17 protein-coding genes and 1 riboswitch are annotated in these 19318 nt (G+C 62.0%); of the genes, 7 read left to right on the forward strand and 10 right to left on the reverse strand.

All coding sequences use genetic code 11. The annotated features are described in order from the left end of the window. Positions 1-119: 119 nt before the first annotated feature. The 4 genes from RHIBR816_RS0128110 to RHIBR816_RS0128125 all read left to right on the forward strand — a co-directional run bounded on the left by RHIBR816_RS0128110 (position 120) and on the right by RHIBR816_RS0128125 (position 5438). On the forward strand, positions 120-2432 hold the full coding sequence (locus RHIBR816_RS0128110; protein ID WP_018239915.1) for an NADP-dependent malic enzyme: 2313 nt from the start codon (positions 120-122) through the stop codon (positions 2430-2432). A 170-nt stretch (positions 2433-2602) separates the two neighbouring features. After that, positions 2603-3340: an autoinducer binding domain-containing protein gene (locus tag RHIBR816_RS0128115; protein ID WP_018239916.1), complete on the forward strand. Its 738-nt coding sequence runs from the start codon at positions 2603-2605 to the stop codon at positions 3338-3340. Positions 3341-3494: 154 nt separating this feature from the next. Next, entirely contained in the window at positions 3495-4139 is a 645-nt protein-coding gene (locus RHIBR816_RS0128120) for an acyl-homoserine-lactone synthase (protein ID WP_026187516.1), read from the forward strand. A 165-nt stretch (positions 4140-4304) separates the two neighbouring features. Continuing rightward, complete coding sequence (locus tag RHIBR816_RS0128125) at positions 4305-5438, forward strand: DUF2865 domain-containing protein (protein ID WP_026187517.1); 1134 nt, start codon at positions 4305-4307, stop codon at positions 5436-5438. Here the strand turns inward: RHIBR816_RS0128125 and bluB are convergent. From bluB to RHIBR816_RS0128150, 5 genes are all read right to left on the reverse strand, one after another. Continuing rightward, positions 5392-6147, reverse strand: coding sequence for a 5,6-dimethylbenzimidazole synthase (bluB, locus tag RHIBR816_RS0128130; RefSeq protein WP_018239919.1), 756 nt, complete (start codon positions 6145-6147; stop codon positions 5392-5394). The two genes, RHIBR816_RS0128125 and bluB, sit on opposite strands and share 47 nt — an antisense overlap. A gap of 43 nt (positions 6148-6190) precedes the next feature. Further along, positions 6191-6404, reverse strand: a riboswitch (cobalamin riboswitch). 35 nt (positions 6405-6439) lie between these two features. Continuing rightward, entirely contained in the window at positions 6440-7261 is an 822-nt protein-coding gene (locus tag RHIBR816_RS0128135) for an SDR family oxidoreductase (RefSeq protein WP_018239920.1), read from the reverse strand. A 47-nt stretch (positions 7262-7308) separates the two neighbouring features. Further along, positions 7309-8133, reverse strand: coding sequence for a TolB family protein (locus tag RHIBR816_RS0128140; RefSeq protein ID WP_018239921.1), 825 nt, complete (start codon positions 8131-8133; stop codon positions 7309-7311). 24 nt (positions 8134-8157) lie between these two features. Next, positions 8158-8493 carry a hypothetical protein gene (locus RHIBR816_RS0128145; protein ID WP_018239922.1) on the reverse strand — a complete coding sequence of 112 codons (336 nt, stop codon included), beginning with the start codon at positions 8491-8493 and terminating at the stop codon, positions 8158-8160. Positions 8494-8496: 3 nt separating this feature from the next. Continuing rightward, complete coding sequence (locus RHIBR816_RS0128150) at positions 8497-10179, reverse strand: NAD+ synthase (RefSeq protein WP_018239923.1); 1683 nt, start codon at positions 10177-10179, stop codon at positions 8497-8499. A gap of 265 nt (positions 10180-10444) precedes the next feature. Here RHIBR816_RS0128150 and RHIBR816_RS0128155 point away from each other — a divergent pair, with 265 nt between their 5' ends. The 3 genes from RHIBR816_RS0128155 to RHIBR816_RS0128165 all read left to right on the forward strand — a co-directional run bounded on the left by RHIBR816_RS0128155 (position 10445) and on the right by RHIBR816_RS0128165 (position 14002). After that, positions 10445-12364 (forward strand): LTA synthase family protein, encoded by a 1920-nt coding sequence (locus RHIBR816_RS0128155; RefSeq protein ID WP_018239924.1) that lies wholly within the window; start codon positions 10445-10447, stop codon positions 12362-12364. A gap of 61 nt (positions 12365-12425) precedes the next feature. After that, positions 12426-12695, forward strand: coding sequence for a DUF1003 domain-containing protein (locus RHIBR816_RS38095; RefSeq protein ID WP_245262744.1), 270 nt, complete (start codon positions 12426-12428; stop codon positions 12693-12695). 404 nt (positions 12696-13099) lie between these two features. Then, a complete protein-coding gene (locus RHIBR816_RS0128165) occupies positions 13100-14002 on the forward strand; it encodes a hypothetical protein (RefSeq protein ID WP_018239926.1) in 903 nt (300 codons plus the stop codon). A gap of 56 nt (positions 14003-14058) precedes the next feature. Here RHIBR816_RS0128165 and RHIBR816_RS0128170 read toward each other — a convergent pair whose 3' ends face one another. From RHIBR816_RS0128170 to rpiA, 5 genes are all read right to left on the reverse strand, one after another. Beyond that, entirely contained in the window at positions 14059-14457 is a 399-nt protein-coding gene (locus RHIBR816_RS0128170; protein WP_018239927.1) for a GFA family protein, read from the reverse strand. Positions 14458-14575: 118 nt separating this feature from the next. After that, the gene (locus tag RHIBR816_RS0128175; protein WP_026187519.1) at positions 14576-15949 is read right to left on the reverse strand and encodes a class II 3-deoxy-7-phosphoheptulonate synthase; all 1374 of its coding nucleotides are present in this window, start codon (positions 15947-15949) and stop codon (positions 14576-14578) included. Positions 15950-16189: 240 nt separating this feature from the next. Further along, on the reverse strand, positions 16190-17584 hold the full coding sequence (gene gor / locus RHIBR816_RS0128180; protein WP_018239929.1) for a glutathione-disulfide reductase: 1395 nt from the start codon (positions 17582-17584) through the stop codon (positions 16190-16192). A gap of 158 nt (positions 17585-17742) precedes the next feature. After that, positions 17743-18288 carry a DUF2059 domain-containing protein gene (locus tag RHIBR816_RS0128190; protein WP_018239930.1) on the reverse strand — a complete coding sequence of 182 codons (546 nt, stop codon included), beginning with the start codon at positions 18286-18288 and terminating at the stop codon, positions 17743-17745. 116 nt (positions 18289-18404) lie between these two features. Continuing rightward, positions 18405-19100 (reverse strand): ribose-5-phosphate isomerase RpiA, encoded by a 696-nt coding sequence (rpiA, locus tag RHIBR816_RS0128195; RefSeq protein WP_018239931.1) that lies wholly within the window; start codon positions 19098-19100, stop codon positions 18405-18407. Positions 19101-19318 lie beyond the last annotated feature (218 nt).

The following is a 19318-nucleotide window of genomic DNA, read 5'->3' on the forward strand; positions in this document are numbered from 1 at the left end:
GAAGATGACACGGGAATTCCGCGAGCACGACCGCGCGGAGGAAAAGCGACGCGGTGAAACTGTACGCGGGCGGGAAATCATGCCAAAAGGCCCCGATCTAGAAAGAGGGATGTGACGGCATGACAACGGGCGACAAAACGAAACCTCAATCGGCTCCGGCAAGCGGAGACATCGACCAGCAGGCTCTTTTCTTCCACCGCTACCCTCGCCCGGGCAAGCTCGAGATCCAGCCCACCAAGCCGCTCGGCAACCAGCGTGACCTGGCCTTGGCCTACTCGCCGGGAGTCGCCGCGCCCTGCCTTGCCATTAAGGACGATCCCGAAAGTGCCGCCGATTTCACTGCGCGCTCGAACCTTGTCGCCGTGGTCTCGAACGGTACCGCCGTCCTCGGGCTCGGCAATATCGGTCCGCTCGCTTCCAAGCCGGTGATGGAAGGAAAAGCCGTCCTCTTCAAGAAATTCGCCGGCATCGATGTTTTCGATATCGAAATCGACGCTCCGACCGTCGAGCGCATGGTCGATGTGGTTTCCGCCCTCGAGCCGACCTTCGGCGGCATCAACCTCGAGGACATCAAGGCGCCGGAATGCTTCGAGGTGGAACGGCGCCTGCGCGAGAAGATGGAAATCCCGGTCTTCCACGACGATCAGCACGGAACGGCGATCATCGTCGCTGCAGCTGTTCTGAACGGCCTGGAACTCGCCGGCAAGGATATCGCCAAGGCGAAGATCGTCGCCTCCGGCGCCGGCGCCGCAGCCCTTGCCTGCCTCAACCTTCTCGTCACTCTCGGCGCCAAACGCGAAAACATCTGGGTCCACGACCTCGAAGGTCTCGTCTACAAGGGCCGTGAGGTCCTGATGGACGAGTGGAAGGCCGTCTATGCCCAGGACAGCGCCAATCGCGTGCTCGCCGACAGCATCGGCGGCGCCGACGTCTTCCTGGGTCTTTCGGCAGCAGGCGTCCTCAAGCCCGAGTTGCTCGCCCAGATGGCCGAAAAGCCGCTGATCATGGCGCTCGCCAATCCGACGCCGGAAATCATGCCGGAAGTGGCGCGCGCCGCGCGGCCGGACGCGATGATCTGCACCGGCCGGTCGGACTTCCCGAACCAGGTCAACAACGTTCTCTGCTTCCCGCATATCTTCCGCGGGGCACTCGATTGCGGCGCGCGCACCATCAACGAAGAGATGAAGATGGCGGCGGTGCGGGCAATCGCCGGCCTGGCGCGCGAGGAGCCGTCGGATGTCGCAGCCCGTGCCTATTCAGGGGAAACGCCGGTCTTCGGACCCGACTACCTCATCCCCTCGCCTTTCGACCAACGGTTGATCCTGCGCATCGCGCCTGCCGTTGCCAAGGCGGCTGCCGAGAGCGGCGTTGCAACCCGTCCGATCCAGGATTTCGACGCTTATCTCGACAAGCTCAATCGCTTCGTCTTCCGCTCCGGCTTTATCATGAAACCGGTCTTTGCGGCGGCGAAGAACGCCACCAAGAACCGCGTCATCTTCGCCGAAGGAGAAGACGAAAGGGTGCTGCGCGCCGCCCAGGTACTCCTGGAAGAAGGCACCGCGAAGCCGATCCTGATCGGCCGTCCGCAGATCATCGAAACCCGCCTGCGCCGCTACGGCCTCAGAATTCGTCCCGATGTCGACTTCGAGGTGGTCAATCCGGAAGGCGACCCGCGCTATCGCGACTATGTCGACGAATACTTTACCCTGGTCGGCCGTCTCGGTGTCATCCCGGAAGCTGCCCGCACGATCGTCCGTACCAACACGACCGTGATCGGCGCTCTTGCCGTCAAGCGCGGTGAAGCGGACGCATTGATCTGCGGCGTCGAAGGGCGCTACAGCCGCCACCTGCGCGACGTTTCGCAGATCATCGGCAAGAAGCCCGGCGTGCTCGACTTCTCGGCGCTCAGCCTGTTGATCTCGCAGCGCGGGGCAACCTTCTTCACCGATACCTATGTGAGCTTTAACCCCAGCGCCGAAGAGATCGCCCAGACGACTGTGATGGCTGCCGGCGAAATACGTCGCTTCGGAATCACGCCGCGCGCCGCCCTCGTTTCCCATTCGAACTTCGGATCGCGCGAGTCCGAGAGCGCCGCCAAGATGCGCGCCGCGCTCAAGCTTGTCCGCGAACTCGCGCCCGATCTCGAGGTCGATGGCGAGATGCACGGAGACGCGGCAATCTCCGAAACGCTGCGCGAGCGGGTGATGCCGAACAGCACGCTGAAGGGCGAAGCCAACCTGCTCGTCTTCCCCAATCTCGACGCCGCCAACATCACCCTCGGCGTCGTCAAGACGATGACGGACAGCCTCCATGTCGGCCCTATCCTGCTCGGCTCGGCGCTGCCGGCCCATATTCTTTCGCCGTCGGTAACCTCCCGCGGTGTCGTCAACATGGCGGCACTTGCCGTGGTGGAGGCAAGCCATCCCGCTTGAGGGGTGGCTTTTCCTATCGCGCTTTAGGCGATTCCTTCGCCGACCGTCGCGCAAATGCAATCATGGATTGAATTAGTCCAAAGAGTTGCACCGATTACGAAATATAGCACTAGACAAAAACCGCCAGGCTAAACCATGTTTATTCTAGGGGCATGAATCGGTGTTACGGCATGACTAATCAACAGGCTGTCCTCGATCTGCTAGATATCGTGGAATATGGCGGATACGCGGAGCCGCAGCAATTCTTCGCCTTGATGCGTCGCACGTTCGATATTGCGCATCTTCTCTACCTCGAAGCGGAGCCGACGGCCGATGGCCTCAAGGTCTGCCGCCTGCATCACACCTTCGGGGCCTATGCCGAGGAGATCTATCTATCGCGCGGTCTTCACCGGATCGATCCGATCCTTCGGCTTGCGTTGGGTGGCGTGAGGCCTGTGGAGTGGGCGACGGCCCGCCATCGCTTTCCGGAATGCGAACCGCTGTTCCGGTCTGCCGAGGACATCGGCTTGTCCACGCAAGGCGTCGCTTTGCCGCTGCCTACACCGGCCGGCCGCATGGCGCTCCTGGCGATCAGCGCCAACATGTCGGCGGTGGAATGGTCCGAGTATCGTCGACATCACCTGCGTGACTTCCAGCTGGCCGCCAATTTGTTTCATGCCTCGATGCTCGAACAGGCGACGATGGTGGATGCGATCGACGAGCGCGACACGAGACTGACCGGCCGGGAGACAGAGGTCTTGACCTGGTCGGCCGCCGGCAAGAGTTATTGGGAAATCGCGACGATCCTTGGCATTTCCGAACGCACGGTCCGATTCTTCATGAGCAACGCGCGCCGCAAGCTCAACGTCGTGTCCAACACGCAAGCCGTTGCGCAGGCGGTGCGCCACGCGCTGATCCCCACCATCTGACGGGTAAATTTACCACCCAGGGGCGGTTCATCCGCCCAAAGCCCCACAAATTTTGTGGGAAAATTCCCCGAACGAAGCTGTCACTACCGACAGTTACATGTGTCGGCAGAGCCTGACAGCATCGCTCCATCTCGCAAAAAAGATGGAGCGAAAGATGATCAGGATAGTGAACGGAAACGCTCGCGGACAGCACCCTCAGGCCATCGACGAGATGTTTCGGCTGCGCAAGCGCGTCTTCCACGACTTCTTGAAATGGGACGTCAAGACCGAGGGCAGTTGGGAAATCGACCACTACGACAAGGCCAATCCGCTTTATGTGATGTCGTATTCGCCGGAAACCGGAAAGCTGCGCGGTTCGCTGAGGCTGCTGCCGACACTCGGACCGAACATGCTGGATGATACATTCCCGATCCTGCTCGGCGGCAATCCGGAAATCCGCAGCGCATCGGTCTGGGAGTCGAGCCGATTCTGCATCGATCCGGACATCTCTCAGGACCGGTCGTCGAATCAGGTGACGGTCGCGGCCGCCGAACTCATGTGCGGCGTCGGCGAACTTGGGCTTGCCTCCGGCATCAGCCACATCGTTACCGTCACCGACGTCTTCCTTGAGCGGATGTTCCGCCGAATGGGGTGCCCGGGCGAACGTATTGCAGAGCCGCAACGGATCGGCAATGTCTACGCGGTTGCCGTCGCATGGGACGTGTCGAGAAGCCTTCTTCAGAAAATGAAGGCCATTGCCGCAATCGAGGGCACGGTCCTCGAACGGCCCATGTCGCTCGAAACCGCAAGGGCGGCCTGACCTGTCGCCGGGCCGTTCACCCGGCCCGGCCCGTCCCTGCTTCGATCGCGCATTAACGCAAACACCGTCTTGCCGTTGCACCCTCACGGCAACGCCGTATGATGGAGGGAAACAGGCGCCCCCGCTTGTCCCGCGACCAGTGGGGCGAAATGCAGGAAAAGACGAGTGTCAGTGTCCCGATGTACGGCGTCCTGGAGGATGATGCGCCTTGCAGCAGCGCTGTTGCAGCTTGCATTGGGTACGGCCGACCAAGCTTGGGCCGCAAGCGTTTGCGAACGCTTGAGCGCCCGCCTCGCGGACCTTCCTGCGACCTTCACGACGACCGCCAATCTTCGCGACTTCACCGGCGCGGTTTCACGCCAGAACATCGAAATTCGCCGCGCCAAGAACGAACGGCGGCGCATGGCGTGCAGCAACGACTCGGTCGTCTACGTCGACAGCGAAAATGAGGCTGCCTGTGCCGAACTCGACGACGCGATCACGCGGATGGAGGACAATCTCCGCACGCTCAAGGCGCAACGCCAGCACTTGATTTCAAGAGGCAATGACGACATGCGCCGGCGGATTCTCGCTGCCATGGACCTGAACGATTGCTCGACCGAAGCGGGCCTGAATTGGGACGAGACGAACTCGGACGGATTCAACGAAGAAGAGGCCCACGTTCACCGCAACATCCTCGAAGACTTTCCGCCTGACGGCGAAGACTATCCTTTGCTGTTTGATGGTCCGCCGGACGACTTCACCTTCATGGAAGACGGCGCAACAGGTGGCCTCAGAACCATGTGCGTGCGCACCTGCGACGGGGCGTTTTTCCCGATTTCGTCGAATGCCACACCGGCCGACTTCGCTCGCGACACCGAACAATGCCGCGCACGCTGCCCCGGCGCCGATACGGAACTCTACTACCACGTCCTCGCCACCGAGGAGAGCGGGCAGATGGTATCGGCGTCGACCGGCAGGCCGTATACGGAGCTCCCCAATGCCTACGCGTACCGCACGCGTGGAGTCGGCGCGCCCAGCATCTGCGGCTGCCAGATTCCCAGAGTCGCGACCGTCGACGGGAAAGGCACCGCATCAGAGAGCAAGCTTTCGGTGGTCAGCCCCTCCGTCGTGACAATCAAGAGCACCCCTTCTCAATCCCCGGCGTCGTCGCGTGCAAAGCCTGTTGAAGAGCGCCCCTATGATCCGGCGACAAGCAAGGTCCGCGTCGTCGGCCCTGCCTTCCTGCCGAAGGAGGAGAGCGCGATCGATCTCAGGAATCCTCAGGGGCCGCGCTATCAGCCGCTGCAGAATGAATGACCTGACCAACGGACAACGTCTTGCCGTCGCGTACGCCCCACCCTTCCTCGAAGATCAGTTCCTCGAGCGGCAGCCGCTGTCGCCAGCCTTTCACCGCCAGTTCCGGTTGCTGATAGAGCCGATCGACAAAGCCGAGGCAAAGCCAGGCGACGATTTCGATGTGCTCGGGTATACCGAGGATCGCCTTGATTTCATCCTCGTGGAAAATGCTGACCCAACCGACGCCGACCCCTTCGGCCCGCGCCGCGAGCCAGAGGTTCTGGACTGCGCAGACCGTCGAGTAGACGTCCATTTGCGGATTGTGGGTGCGCCCGAGGATGACCGCACCGCCGCGCGTCCGGTCGCAAGTCACGCAGATGCTGAGCGGCGCCTTGCGTATCCCCTCCAGTTTGAGCGACCGGTATTTTGCCTGCGCGTCGCCGGAAAACATGCCAGCCGCCTCCTCGTTGGCGCGCTGGAATGCCTGCCAGATCTTCTCCCGCGTCTCGCTCCGGCGCACGAGCACGAAGTTCCACGGCTGCATGAAGCCGACGGACGGCGCGCGATGCGCCGCATCCAGCAAGCTGGCGATCAACGGCTCGGGCAGCGGTTGAGGAAGGAACTCGTCGCGCACATCGCGGCGCGTCTCGATGGCGCGGTAGACGGCGGCACGCTCGTCCGGCGAAAAGGCTCCGGCCGCCGTAAGGCAGCCGCTCGGGTCAGGCAGCATCGTTCGATCCCCAACAATGCAAAACCTCCCGCCGTCCATGCGGGGCCGGTCTATCTTGCCAGGCCGGTCTTCTGACTTTGGATCACGCGGCTACTCCCGCCTTCCCAGATCGCTTAAAGACCCAGTGGCAAAGCTCTGAAATCGTTCAGAACTATCTTGGTGCAGCCGTCCCCATCACAGCGTTGGGCACGTGCCGGAATTCAACCGGCTTCCCGATTCTCCCGCAGCAAGCGGGCACCTGACGGCCGCATATGGTCACAGGCGAACGTGAAAGGCAAGATCAGCCGGGGCCTCAAAGCGGCGCTTCCGGATGCGGCGACGAGTCATAGGCACCCCAGATCGACTGGTCGAAGCAGATGACGGAACCCGTCATCAGACCGGACTCGTCGGAGGAGAGGTAGGCGCAGGCGCGCGCGACCTCGGCCGGATCGACGAGCCGTCCGAAAGGCTGGCTTGCCGCCGCTTTCTCCAGCCAGTCCCCGGGAGCACCGTGGTATTCCCGCTGAATGCGGTCTTCGCCTTCCGACGCCATCCAGCCGATATTGAGGCCGTTGACCCGGATACGGTTGCGCAGCAGCGCATAGGCCGTGTTCTTCGTCAGCGTCTCCAGGGCTCCCTTCGACGCGCAATAGGCTGCAATGAAGGGCTGGCCCGCCTTTGCCGACATCGAACCGATATTGACGATCGTGCCTTCGGTCTTCTCGCGCTGCATCACCTTGACCGCCTCCTGCATCAGGAAAAAAGGCGCGCGCACGTTGATCGCGAACATGCGGTCGAAGAGAACCGGCGTCGTATCGAGGATCGTGCCGCGGTCGGTGATCGCCGCAGCGTTGACGAGCGCATCGACACGGCCGAACTCACGGTCGCAAGCCGCCACCACCGCGCGGGCGTCCTCGACCCGCTCCAGATCCGCTGCCACATAGACGACCTTCGTGCCGGTGGCCTTGCCGATTTCGGTCGCCTTAGCCTCACCCTTGGCGGCATTTCGGCCGCAAATGACGATGCCCGCAGCACCGCGTTCGGCAAACTGTGCCGCGATCGCGGCGCCGAGACCCTGCGTGCCGCCGGTGACGATGGCGATCTTGCCGTCCAACCGCGCGAAATCCTTCCCCATGAAGTCCTCCCTTGTGTGAGAATGCAGTCAACCGCCGGCGCGGTCGCTTATGCCTGCCGATATCGTACGAAGGCGAAGGCCTCGCCGGTTGGCGACCAGTTCGGAACGTTCATCGTCCCCTGCCCGCCGAAGAGCTCGAACAGGACGCGCGCATTGCCGCCTTCCGGATCCATCAACCGGAGCCGCACATCGAGATCGCGCGGATGGTCGAAGACGTCGCCATCATAGGAAAGGACGAGCACGTGCTTGCCGTCCGGCGACGGATGCGGGAACCAGTCGCCATAGGGGCTGTCGGTGATGCGCTGGACGTCGCTGCCGTCGGACCTCACCCGCCAGATCTGCATCCGGCCGGTGCGACTCGAGTTGAAATAGATCCACGCGCCGTCGGGCGACCAGTCCGGACCGTCGTTGCGGCCCTCGCCATGCGTCAGCCGACGCTCCTCGCCGCCATCGACCGAAATCGTGTAGATGTCGAAGATCTGGTCGCGGATCCCGCAATAGGTCAAGGTTTGCCCGTTGGGGGACCAGCCGTGCCAATAGGACGGCAGGTTGCGCGTCACCAGCCGCGGCGTACCGCCCCCGGCAGGCAGCAGATAGATTGCCGACTTGCCGAATTCGGTCTTGTCGCTGATCGCAAGCGTCTTTCCGTCCGGCGAAATACCGTGATCGTTGTTGCAGAGCGTGGCAAAGCCCGTGTCGATCTCCACCCGCTCGGAACCATCGAGGCCGAGCCGATAGAGCCTGCCGTCACCGTTGATGATCAGATGCGAGCCGTCCCGCGACCAGTTCGGCGCCTCAACCAGCCTGTCCGTCTGCCAGACAACCCGCGTTTCGCCGGTCACGATGTCATGGATTTCGACGGAACTGCGCATGCTCTTTTCCTCCGTACGAGGCCGCTATTTCTTTTCTTCACCTGCCGGCAATGTCGCCAGAACCTTGGAACAGACCGATTGCATCAGTATGGAATTGCGTCGCTCCCGCCAGGTCGAGATCAGACCCCAGGTGAGCAAGAGCAGGATGCAGACGAAGGCAACGCCGATGACGGCGAGGCTTCCGGTCGCAACGCCATAGATCCCGAAGACGGCAGGCGTCGCGAAATAGCCGATCTGCGCCGAAAGCTGCCAGCCGGCGGAGATGTCGCTCGCCGACCACAGTCGCATGAGCCGGATTTCCTCGTCCGTGAACTCTGGACGGCCCTGTCGACCGTCCGTGTCTTCGGAGAGGATATCCATAGCCTAGCCCCTGTCGCGGAAACGGTTGGTGATCGGATAGCGCCGGTCGCGACCGAAGTTCTTCTTGGTGATCTTGACCCCCGGAGCCGACTGCCGGCGTTTGTATTCGGCGATGTAGAGCAGGTGCTCGATCCTATGCACCGTCGCCTCGTCATGTCCACGGGCGACGATTTCCTCGGTACTCAGTTCCTTCTCCACCAGGCACTCCAGAATGTCGTCGAGCACCGGATAGGGCGGCAGCGAGTCCTGGTCGGTCTGGTTGGGCCGCAGTTCCGCCGAGGGTGCCTTGTCGATGATGTTCTGCGGAATGACCTCGCCCGAGGGGCCGAGCGCTCCGGGCGGCACGGCACCATTGCGCCAGCGCGACAGCCCATAGACCTGCATCTTGTAGAGGTCCTTGATCGGATTGAAGCCACCGTTCATGTCGCCGTAGAGCGTGGCGTAGCCCACAGACATCTCCGATTTGTTGCCGGTGGTCACCACCATCGAACCGAACTTGTTGGAGATCGCCATCAGGATCGTTCCGCGCGTGCGGCTCTGCAGGTTCTCTTCGGTGATGCCGGATTCGGTTCCTTCGAAAGTATCGGCGAGCGCATTGAGAAAGCCTTCGACAGGCTCCTCGATCGCAACGACGTCATAGTGGCAACCGAGCGCCTTGGCGCAGGCCTCGGCATCCTTGAACGACTCCTGCGACGTATAGCGATAGGGCAGCATGATCGTGCGGACACGCTCCTCGCCGAGCGCGTCTACAGCGAGCGCTGCGCAGATCGCCGAGTCGATGCCGCCCGACAGGCCGAGCACGACGTTCTTGAAGCCGTTCTTGTTGACGTAGTCCCGGAGCCCCAGCATGCAGGCCCGGTAGTCGGCCTCGTCGTTTTCGGGCAGACGCGACTGGAGCCCGTTGCTTGAGACCCAACCGTCCTCGTCTCGTCTCCATTCGGAGATCGCGACCGCCTCCTCGAACTGGCTCATCTGGAAGGCGAGCGACTTGTCCGCGTCGAAGGCAAAGCTTGCGCCGTCGAAAACCAGTTCGTCTTGTCCTCCGAGCTGATTGGCATAGACCAGCGGCAAACCCGTCTCGATCACCTGCTTCAGCACGATCTGATGGCGCACATCGACCTTGCCGCGGTAGTAGGGCGACCCGTTCGGAGAGAGCAGGATCTCGGCGCCACTCTCCTTGAGAGTCTCGCAGACGCCGAGCTCGCCCCAGATGTCTTCGCAGATCGGGATGCCGATGCGTATGCCGCGAAAGTTCACCGGCCCCGGCATCTCGCCTGCGTCGAAGACGCGCTTTTCATCGAACTCGCCGTAGTTCGGCAGATCCACCTTGTCGCGGACCGCGATGATCTTGCCCGCGTCCAGGACCGCAACCGCGTTATGCCGCTGCGCAGATGCCTGGCGGGGAAAACCGATGATGACCCCCGGCCCTCCGTCCGCCGTCTCTTCCGCAAGTTTCTCGACGGCGCGCAGGCACGCCTTCAGGAAAGCCGGCTTCAGCACCAGGTCTTCAGGCGGATAGCCGGAAATGAATAGCTCGGTGAACAGCACGAGATCGGCGCCCTGGCGTGCCGCGTCGGCACGCGCTTCGCGCGCCTTTGCCAGGTTGCCGGCGACATCGCCGACTGTCGGATTGAGCTGGGCTACGGCGATCCGCAGCTTTGAAGGGACGGCTTTCTGTGGGGTCATGGCGGGCCTTCGGTGTTCTCTCGGCGAATGCATCCGACTTGGGCCTTGTTCTTACCGCATCCGGCGGCAAAAAACCCACACCCAATTCACGGATCCCGAAAAAATCAAAAAAATCTTGAAGTTCCCGCCGGTTGCCGGTCGAGCCCGCGGCCCTTCGACGCGGCCGGAACCTGGGGATCGTCACCCTCGTTTCGCCATTCATCCCCTGTTCAAGATGACAGTCGTATGACAGTTGAACGAAGAATTTGTGACATTGGAGAAGCTTTTGGCCAGTATCGATTCCGCCGCGAGAGGCTCTCAGGTCTATGTCGAACGGCCGGGCTTTTCCGTCAGGCACGCCAAGACGCTGGCGGGCACCCGCAGCGCGCTGCTCTCGCTTTCGATCGCATCGACGATTGTCTTTGCAGTCGAGCTCATCGTGCGCCAATCGGCCTCCGACACGGTCGCCTATTTCATCGACCCGATGCGGCCCGCCTGGACGACGGTCGCCGCGTTCTTTCTCTTCATGCTGGCACTTGACGCGTTGTTCGGACGCGAACACAAGGGCGCGCTGCTCGTCGCGCCGCTCGCCATCGTGCCGGCCTTTATCTGCCAGCAAAAGCAAGTCTTCCTGTCCGATCCCCTTTATCCGACCGATTTTCTCTTCGGCCGGCAGATCATGGAACTGATGCCGGTTCTGGTGAAGGACAGGCCGTGGACGGCCATCGGCGTCGTTCTCGGCATCCTGGCGGCGATCGCCGCGATCGGCCTGCTGCTGCGCTACGCCTGGCGGAACTTTCCGAAGCTGACGCGCAGGGAGCGTATCGCCCGGGTGGCCTTCGCCCTGCCGCTGCTCGTCGCCTTCTGGAACATCATGGACTACAACCAGTTCTCCTGGATCCGCGACCGGCTGCGGGTCATCCCCATCATGTGGGACCAGACCGAGAACTACCGGCACAACGGCTTCGTGCTGGCCTTCGCAATCAACCTGCCGATGGCCAATGTCAGTGCGCCGGCCGGCTACATGGCGGATGCGATCGACCGCATTCCCGTAAAACCGCTTCCCGCCGGAACGACGCATCGCGGCAAGCCGGATGTCATCGTGCTGATGAGCGAGTCCTTCTGGGATCCGACGCGCCTCCCCAAGGTCAAGCTGACGCCCGATCCGATGCCGACTATCCGCGAACTGCAGGGCGGCAATGTCTTCTCGCCTGAATTCGGTGGCATGACGGCCAATGTCGAGTTCGAGGCGCTGACAGGCTTTTCGAACGCATTCCTGCCCTATGGCAGCATTCCCTACCAGCAATATATCCGCAATCCGATCCCGTCGCTCGCCACCTTCTTCCGCGGCGAAGGGTACGTCTCGCGCGCCATCCATCCCTTCCAGGGCTGGTTCTGGAACCGCACCGCCGTCTACAAGGCCTTCGGCTTCGATACGTTCCGCTCGGAGGAGAACCTGCCGCCGATGCAGAAGCGCGGCATCTTCGCCTCGGATGAAGCGCTGACGAAGGAAGTGATCCGTCAGGCGGACGCAATGGACGATCCCTTCTTCTTCTTTGCCGTGACCCTGCAGGGCCATGGGCCTTACGAGGCGAATCGCTACGCGAAGAACACGATCAAGGTCGAGGGTGATCTGCCCGAAGGCGATCGCCAGGTTCTCGCCACCTACGCGCAGGGCATCAAGGAAGCCGACGACAGTCTGAAAATGCTCATGGATTGGGCCAAGAAGCGCGACCGAGAGACCATCATCGTCCTCTTCGGCGACCACCTGCCGCCGCTCAACACCGTCTATACCAGCACTGGCTATATGCGCGACGTTACGGCGGAACGTAAGGGTCCGAAGGACCAGATGAAGGCGCAGCACGAAACGCCGCTCGTCGTCTGGTCGAACAAGACCGGCGCGAAGAAGGACATCGGCAGCATCAGCCCGGCCTTTCTTTCCTATCAGATCCTGAAGCAGGCCGGATACGAGCACCCGTATTACACGGGATTCCTCGGAAAGGTTCATGACCATTTCCGCGTTCTCGATCGCTACATGCTGATCCGCAAGAACGGCAGGGAAGTCGCAGACTGGCTGCGCCAGCCGAAGATCCCGCCGTCGCTGCGCGACTATCGCTTCCTGCAGCACGATATGATGTTCGGCAAGCGCTACAGCACCGAGCGCTTCTTCAAGTCCCACGCAGAACTCTTCAGCGCCGGGTCTTGAGGTCCCAATCGAAAAAGTTGGTCGACCCGGTACATGCGCCGGGTCGACATTTCTTTGGTCGCTGAAACGGCTTCACGGCATTCCGCGATACACCAAATATACCTCCGAACCGGATATCTTTCTCAATCTGGTGCTTTCGATGCTGGCGGCGCTGCATGCACCGATCATCATGATGTGGCAGAACCGGCAAGCCGCGCGCGACCGGTTCGCCGCCTCCGCGCTTCACCGTAAGATCGATGATGTCCTGTTGCGCGAGATAACCGAGCTGCGCGCCGGAGTGGCCGAACTGGCGCGCCAAATCGCTCAGCACCGGCCATCCGGTACGGCCTGAACGGAGACGCTTGCCGCAGCACCCAAAATGCGTCAACCAAAACGCGAGTAATGGTTATCTAAAATTCAAATAGATACGGTACCTTAACAATTAGAGCGCATCGTACAGGTGCATGCGCATATTCATATCAACTATGAATTTCGCGGAGACGATGCTATGTCCGTTTTCCAGCGCCGCTCTGTACGGGTACGGTGGGCCCCGGCCGGACGGATGCACGCGCCGTCGCATGCCATGAGCCGTTGCGGCCCGCAAAGCGCCGGTCACACTTACTGCTTTAACATTTGCGTGAACCCAAAAGGCGGACTTGCGCGTTTAGCCCATGGTGAGATTTTATGTTGACTGCACCGGGGCACGGAGTAGCCGGAGCATTCGGTGCCTGGAGAGATCTGGTGCACGCGCAAGAAATGCAGCGGCTTGCTGGGACGGAAGTAGCCGAACGGAAGACTCGACCCGCCTTCGAGGTGGACGCTCTATTGCAAAATCCTCAATTCCTTGAGGTCTTGCAAGCGGGCGCGCGTACGCTGATTTCCATGAACGACCTCTTTCCACGCATCGCGCGCCTGGTGGCGGCGCACCAGAAATGGATGCTGACGCAAGCCGCCTATGCTCTGCATCTGCAGCGCGACCGCGACAATGCCGACTCGGGCATCACTGCGGCACGACTGCTGAAAATCATGCGCGAAACGGGCGCTGCCAGCCGGAACACGGCAACGGCCTTCCTTGCGGAACTGATCGCCTACAAACTGCTCCGCCCGGCAAATGGCGGCCGCACGAAAAGGACGCGTCCGCTCGAGCCGACGGAGATCAGCGAGAACGCCATGCGGCTTTGGTTCAAGACCCAGATGAGCACGCTCGACCTATTGGATGGCGGATCGCGGGTAAGAAGCGTCGAGACCGATCCGACCATATTCGAGCGCGCTCAGCCGCATGCCGCAAAACGGCTGCTCTCGGACCCAAGATGGACGCAGCCCCCGGAAGGCGTTGCGATCTTCGTGTGGTCGGAATCCGGCGGAGTGATCCTCGACGACCTGATGGCGCGTCCCCCAAGTCTCCTCGCCGTCAACGGCAAGGTCTGGATCGATGTGAACCTCGCGCGGCTCGCGGAGCGCTACGTGATCTCGAACACGCATATACGCCGCCTGTTCGCGCGTGCGGAAGCCGCCGGCTTCATCGGCAGGGGCGACGACGGGGCGCGTGGCCGCTTCTGGTTGAGCAGCCGGCTTGTCGAGGAGTACGCCGCGTGGGAAGCGGTCAAGTTCGAAGCTCTGGCCGATGCCTTCGACCACTCCGCGGTGTCGCTTCCCTGACGCCACGGCGCCCGGGCGTCCAATTGGACGCCCGGGCGCCGTGGCACTTTGAATTGCTACTGCGATGTCTCCGCAAAGCGCGGCAGGTCGTCGCCGATGTCGTAAAAGTCGCCCTTGTCCGCGCAGAAGATGTGATAGCCGGGAGCGAGCCCCGTCGGCGCGTCAAATGTCCCCGCGAGGATCGACGTATAGTCGAGGCCGTCCGCCTTCCAAAACAGCGCCGAGCCGCAATGCCGGCAGAAGCCGCGCCGGGCGGCGGTGCTGGAGCGGTACCAGGTAACTTCTTCACCGCCTTCGACATCCAAATGGCTGTCGAGGACATTCGTGGCTGCGTAATAGAGCCCCGTCTGCTTTCGGCATTGGGAACAATGGCAGAATATCAATTCCCGCAATTTTCCCTGCGCCTTGAACCGCACCGCGCCGCAAAGGCAGCCGCCTTCGTGGATTTCCGTCATTCCCCTCTCCATCGCAGCAAAAAGCCGGACCAACTTCACAAAGCTGGCCCGGCTATGTCAAATTCAGAACAACCGCCGATGAATCAGAAAAATTGAGCCATCGGCGCGACTGTTGCCTTCAACCGTTGACGACCATCCGTTTCTCGTCGCGGCCGCCCTTCATACGTTCGGCAAGCAGGAAGGCGAGCTCCAACGCCTGGTCCGCGTTGAGGCGCGGATCGCAATGGGTATGGTAGCGATCGGCGAGATCGTCACCGGAAAGCGCGCGGGCGCCGCCCGTGCATTCGGTCACGTCGTTGCCGGTCATCTCGACGTGGATGCCACCCGGGTGGCTGCCCTCGGCACGGTGGATCTGGAAGAAGCTTTCGACTTCCGAGAGGATCCGCTCGAACGGCCGGGTCTTGTAGTTGTTGAGCGTGATCGTGTTGCCGTGCATCGGATCGCACGACCAGACGACCTTCTTGCCTTCACGCTCGACGGCGCGGATCAGACGCGGCAGGTGCTCTGCGACCTTGTCATGGCCGAAGCGGCAGATCAGCGTCAGGCGGCCCGCTTCGTTGGCGGGGTTCAGCAAGTCGATCAGTTCCAGCAGGCCGTCGGCGGTCAGCGACGGACCGCATTTCAGGCCGAGAGGATTCTTGATACCGCGGCAATATTCAATATGTGCATGGTCGGGCTGGCGGGTACGGTCGCCAATCCAGATCATATGGCCGGAGGTGGCGTACCAGTCGCCGGAGGTCGAATCGACACGCGTCAGCGCCTGCTCGTAGCCGAGCAGCAGTGCCTCGTGGCTGGTGAAGAAGTCGGTCTCGCGCAGGCTCGGATGGTTCTCCGAGGTGATGCCGATCGCCTTCATGAAATCCATGGTCTCGGAAATCCGGTCGGCCAGCTTGCGGTAGCGCTCGGCCTGCGGGCTGTCCTTGACGAAGCCGAGCATCCATTGATGCACGTTCTCCAGATTTGCGTAGCCACCCATCGCGAAGGCCCGCAGCAGGTTGAGCGTTGCGGCGGACTGGCGATAGGCCATGATCTGCCGCTCCGGATTGGGGACGCGCGCCTGCTCCGTGAACTCGATGCCGTTGATGATATCGCCGCGGTAGCTCGGCAGCGTGATATCGCCCTGCTTCTCGACGCCCGAGGAGCGCGGTTTTGCGAACTGGCCAGCGATACGGCCGACCTTGACGACGGGCTGCTGGGCACCGAAGGTCAGGACAACCGCCATCTGCAGGAAAGCGCGGAAGAAGTCGCGGATCGTGTCGGCACCATGCTCGGCGAAGCTCTCGGCGCAGTCGCCGCCCTGCAACAGGAAGCCACGACCCTCAGCCACGTTGGCGAGTGCACTCTTCAGACGCCGAGCCTCGCCGGCAAAGACGAGTGGCGGAAACTTCGCGAGACGACCTTCCACGGCGTCAAGCGCTGCAAGGTCCGGATAATCCGGCACCTGCTGAATGGGTTTCTGCCGCCAGCTGTTCGGAGTCCAAGTCTGTGCCATTTCCATCACCTGTTGTCTGACGCGGCCCGGGCTGCGTCACGCCCCTGCGGCCCCAGGCCGCCCGGCATTCGGATCTGAGTTTGTTCTAACCGGCAATCTGGCCGGTCCAAGCCGCCAGAGCCGCGCGAGCCGGTCACGTCGCGGATGCGGGCTTATAAACGTTAACAAGGGCCTTGCAAAGCCATTCTACCAGAAAACATAGGCCGCAGCGGTTGCTTTCAGGCAAAGCGGAACCGCGGCTCAGGCGACCCGTTCGCCCTTTCTCACACGGTAGGTCGGTTGATACATGGTCACCAGTTCCTCCGCCGCCGTCGGGTGCACCGCCATGGTACGGTCGAAGTCGTCCTTGGTGCATCCTGCCTTCAGCGAAATCCCGAGCAGTTGCGCCATTTCGCCGGCGTCGTGGCCGAGGATGTGGGCGCCCACCACCCTGCGGTCCGCGGCATTGACGAGGAGTTTCATGATCATCTTTTCCTTGCGTCCCGAAAGGGTCGCCTTCATCGGTCGGAATTCGGTGCGGTAGACTTCGAGCTCGTCATATGTCCGCACGGCCTCCTCCTCGCTCATGCCAACCGTGCCGATCTCCGGCTGAGAGAAGACGGCCGTGGCAATCAGGTCATGATCCGGCGAAGTCGGATTGTTCCTGTATTCCGTCTCGATGAAGCACATCGCCTCGTGGATCGCCACGGGGGTCAGTTGCACGCGGTCCGTCACGTCGCCGAGCGCGTAGATACCGGGCGCACTCGTGCGTGAAAAGGCGTCGACGACGATGGCGCCGCGCTCGTCGGTCTTGACGCCGGCAGTCTCCAGCCCCAGGCCCTTGGTGTTCGGCACGCGGCCAAGCGCGAGCATCACCTGGTCGACGGCGATTTCGCCGTGCTTCATGGTTCTCGCTATCCGCCGGCCGTCGGCGGCGCCAGCCGATACCGACTGGATGATATCCTCGCAGAGGATGCGGATGCCCTTTTCCTCCATCGCCGCATGCAGGCCGCGCCTCAGGTCCTGGTCGAAGCGGGAGAGAATCTCCTTGCCGCGATAGATCAGCGTCGTTTCGACGCCGAGGCCGTGGAAGACATTGGCGAACTCCACGGCGATATATCCGCCGCCGGCGATCAGAATCGATTTCGGAAGCTCCGAAAGGTCGAACGCTTCGTTGGAGGTGATGCAGAGCTCATGTCCCGGCAGTGCGTCGTGCGGGCTGGGGTGGCCGCCAACGGCAATCAGGATCCGCTCCGCCGTCACCGTGTTACCGCTGGCAAGCAGCCGCACCTCATTGGGCCCGACGAGCTCGGCCCGCGTGTTCAGGATCTCCGCACCGGCGCTTGCAAGCCCCTTTTTGTAAAGGCCCTCGAGCCGCGTGATCTCCTGCTCCTTGGCCGCGACGAGCTTCTTCCAGTCGAAATGGCTTTCGCCGACACTCCAGCCGAAGCCCGCCGCATCTTCGAAATGTTCCGAATATTGCGAGGCATAGACATAGAGTTTCTTCGGCACGCAACCGCGGATCACGCAGGTACCGCCGTAGCGAAATTCCTCGGCGATCGCCACCTTCTTGCCGAGTGCTGCCGCCAGCCGCCCGCTTCTCACGCCGCCCGAGCCGCCGCCGATCACGAAGAGGTCATAGTCGAAAGCGCTCATGGGGAACTCCTGGAAAGCAATGGATATCGAAATCGAGGCCGCAGGTCGGAACGTCAGGCTCGCCGCCTTTCGCCCCTGATATAGTATTGCGATGCAAAAAAAGAAAAGCCCGGATCGCTCCGGGCCTGACCAATCGTGACAGAGAACTCGCCGCGCGCTTACTGCTGCGCGGGGGCTTCCGTTGCAGCATTGGCAGCGGGGGCGCTGCCGATCTTTTCATCGAGGGACTTGGTAGCCTCTTGGGCGAGGTCACGCGAAACGCCGGCGGCCCAGATGTCGGCCGCCTTCAGCAGTTCGCGCGAGGCAATCGGACCGTCGTTCAGGAGCTTCTTGCCAGCCGCCGAGCTATAGAAAGCGGTGATCGCGTTGAGTTCCTCGACCGTGAAAGTCTTTGCATAGATCGTCGCCGCCTCGCGCTCCAGATCCGAGCGGCGCGCTGCCAGGCCCAGCGCCTTCTCGTCAACCGTTGCGGAGATCAGTTCCTGATGGTTTGGCGAGGCCTGGATGAGCGAGTTCTTCAGCCGTTCGGCAAGGTTCGGCAGAATGTTGTCGAAGCTGTTGGTGACGCCGAGCGCCGCAATGGTTGCGCGCCCCGCCTTGACCTGGTCTTCCGTCACGTCCTGTGCCTTGACCGCCGGCACCGAAACCGAAAGGAGGACGGCCGCAGTAGCGAATGCGCGGGCAAAACTTCCGATTTTGTTCATTTTTATCAATGCTCCTGTGTTGGCACATTTCGCCCGGCCAATAGCCGCCGCCAGGCATTCATGTGCGGAATCCTCTTTTGCGCCATGACCGCGGCGCGAATCGGCCCGATCAGGCCTCAGCTTGCAGTGAGCGTGCGCGCACCCTCCGGACCGGCGATGATCGCCAGCGATGCCATGCCGATGAACAGCCCATGCTCGACAACCCCCGGAATGGCATTCAACCCGGCCGCAAGCGCCTCTGCATCAGGAATACGGCCAAAAGATGCATCCAGAATGAGGTGTCCGCCATCGGTCATGAAGGGTCCGTCACCTGAGGCGCGCAGGCCGATGTCGCCCGCCAGGCCGAGACGCGCGGCAACCTTCTCGATCGCCAGCCGCGTCGTCGCCTGACCGAACGTGTTCACTTCGATCGGCAACTTGAAGGCTCCGAGAACGTCGACGACCTTCGTTTCATCGGCAATGACGATCATCCGCTCCGAGGCGCTTGCAACGATCTTTTCGCGCAGCAGCGCGCCGCCGCCGCCCTTGATCAGGCGAAGTTTGTCGTCGACTTCATCGGCACCGTCGATGGTCAAATTAAGCTCGGGCAATTCATCGAGCGATCTCAGCGGCACGCCGAGTTCAAGGCAAAGCCTTGCCGTCCGCTCGGAGGTCGGTACGCCCTGGATTTGAAAGCCGGAGGCTACCTTTTCAGCCAGCAGCCGGACGAATTCCTCGGCAGTCGACCCGGTGCCGATACCCAGCCGCATTCCACTGTCGACATAATCAAGCGCCGCTTGGGCGGCCTTGATCTTCATCTGGCGGGCGTCCATGCGCCACTTGCTCCCTTGTCACTATCCGGCCGGCGAGCGGGCAATCACCGGCTCCCGCCCAATTTCCGCTGAGACACTTACACGCCCCTCACCGCAAACAAAAGCCAAAATGCGCGACGCGCGCCGGATTCCGGCAATACTGCGGAGCGAGGTCGCCATTGCATTTTCTGCGGACTTCGCCTACCCGAACGGACAAGCCCCCGCAGAACGAGGTTGCC

Source organism: Ensifer sp. BR816 (genome assembly GCF_000378985.1).
Lineage (GTDB): Bacteria > Pseudomonadota > Alphaproteobacteria > Rhizobiales > Rhizobiaceae > Sinorhizobium.

Coding starts and splice junctions, on each gene's coding strand:
- RHIBR816_RS0128110 (WP_018239915.1), top strand. CDS start 120: ATGACAACGGGCGACAAAACGAAACCTCAATCGGCTCCGGCAAGCGGA.
- RHIBR816_RS0128115 (WP_018239916.1), top strand. CDS start 2,603: ATGACTAATCAACAGGCTGTCCTCGATCTGCTAGATATCGTGGAATAT.
- RHIBR816_RS0128120 (WP_026187516.1), top strand. CDS start 3,495: ATGATCAGGATAGTGAACGGAAACGCTCGCGGACAGCACCCTCAGGCC.
- bluB (WP_018239919.1), bottom strand. CDS start 6,147: ATGCTGCCTGACCCGAGCGGCTGCCTTACGGCGGCCGGAGCCTTTTCG.
- RHIBR816_RS0128135 (WP_018239920.1), bottom strand. CDS start 7,261: ATGGGGAAGGATTTCGCGCGGTTGGACGGCAAGATCGCCATCGTCACC.
- RHIBR816_RS0128140 (WP_018239921.1), bottom strand. CDS start 8,133: ATGCGCAGTTCCGTCGAAATCCATGACATCGTGACCGGCGAAACGCGG.
- RHIBR816_RS0128145 (WP_018239922.1), bottom strand. CDS start 8,493: ATGGATATCCTCTCCGAAGACACGGACGGTCGACAGGGCCGTCCAGAG.
- RHIBR816_RS0128150 (WP_018239923.1), bottom strand. CDS start 10,179: ATGACCCCACAGAAAGCCGTCCCTTCAAAGCTGCGGATCGCCGTAGCC.
- RHIBR816_RS0128165 (WP_018239926.1), top strand. CDS start 13,100: ATGCAGCGGCTTGCTGGGACGGAAGTAGCCGAACGGAAGACTCGACCC.
- RHIBR816_RS0128170 (WP_018239927.1), bottom strand. CDS start 14,457: ATGACGGAAATCCACGAAGGCGGCTGCCTTTGCGGCGCGGTGCGGTTC.
- RHIBR816_RS0128175 (WP_026187519.1), bottom strand. CDS start 15,949: ATGGCACAGACTTGGACTCCGAACAGCTGGCGGCAGAAACCCATTCAG.
- gor (WP_018239929.1), bottom strand. CDS start 17,584: ATGAGCGCTTTCGACTATGACCTCTTCGTGATCGGCGGCGGCTCGGGC.
- RHIBR816_RS0128190 (WP_018239930.1), bottom strand. CDS start 18,288: ATGAACAAAATCGGAAGTTTTGCCCGCGCATTCGCTACTGCGGCCGTC.
- rpiA (WP_018239931.1), bottom strand. CDS start 19,100: ATGGACGCCCGCCAGATGAAGATCAAGGCCGCCCAAGCGGCGCTTGAT.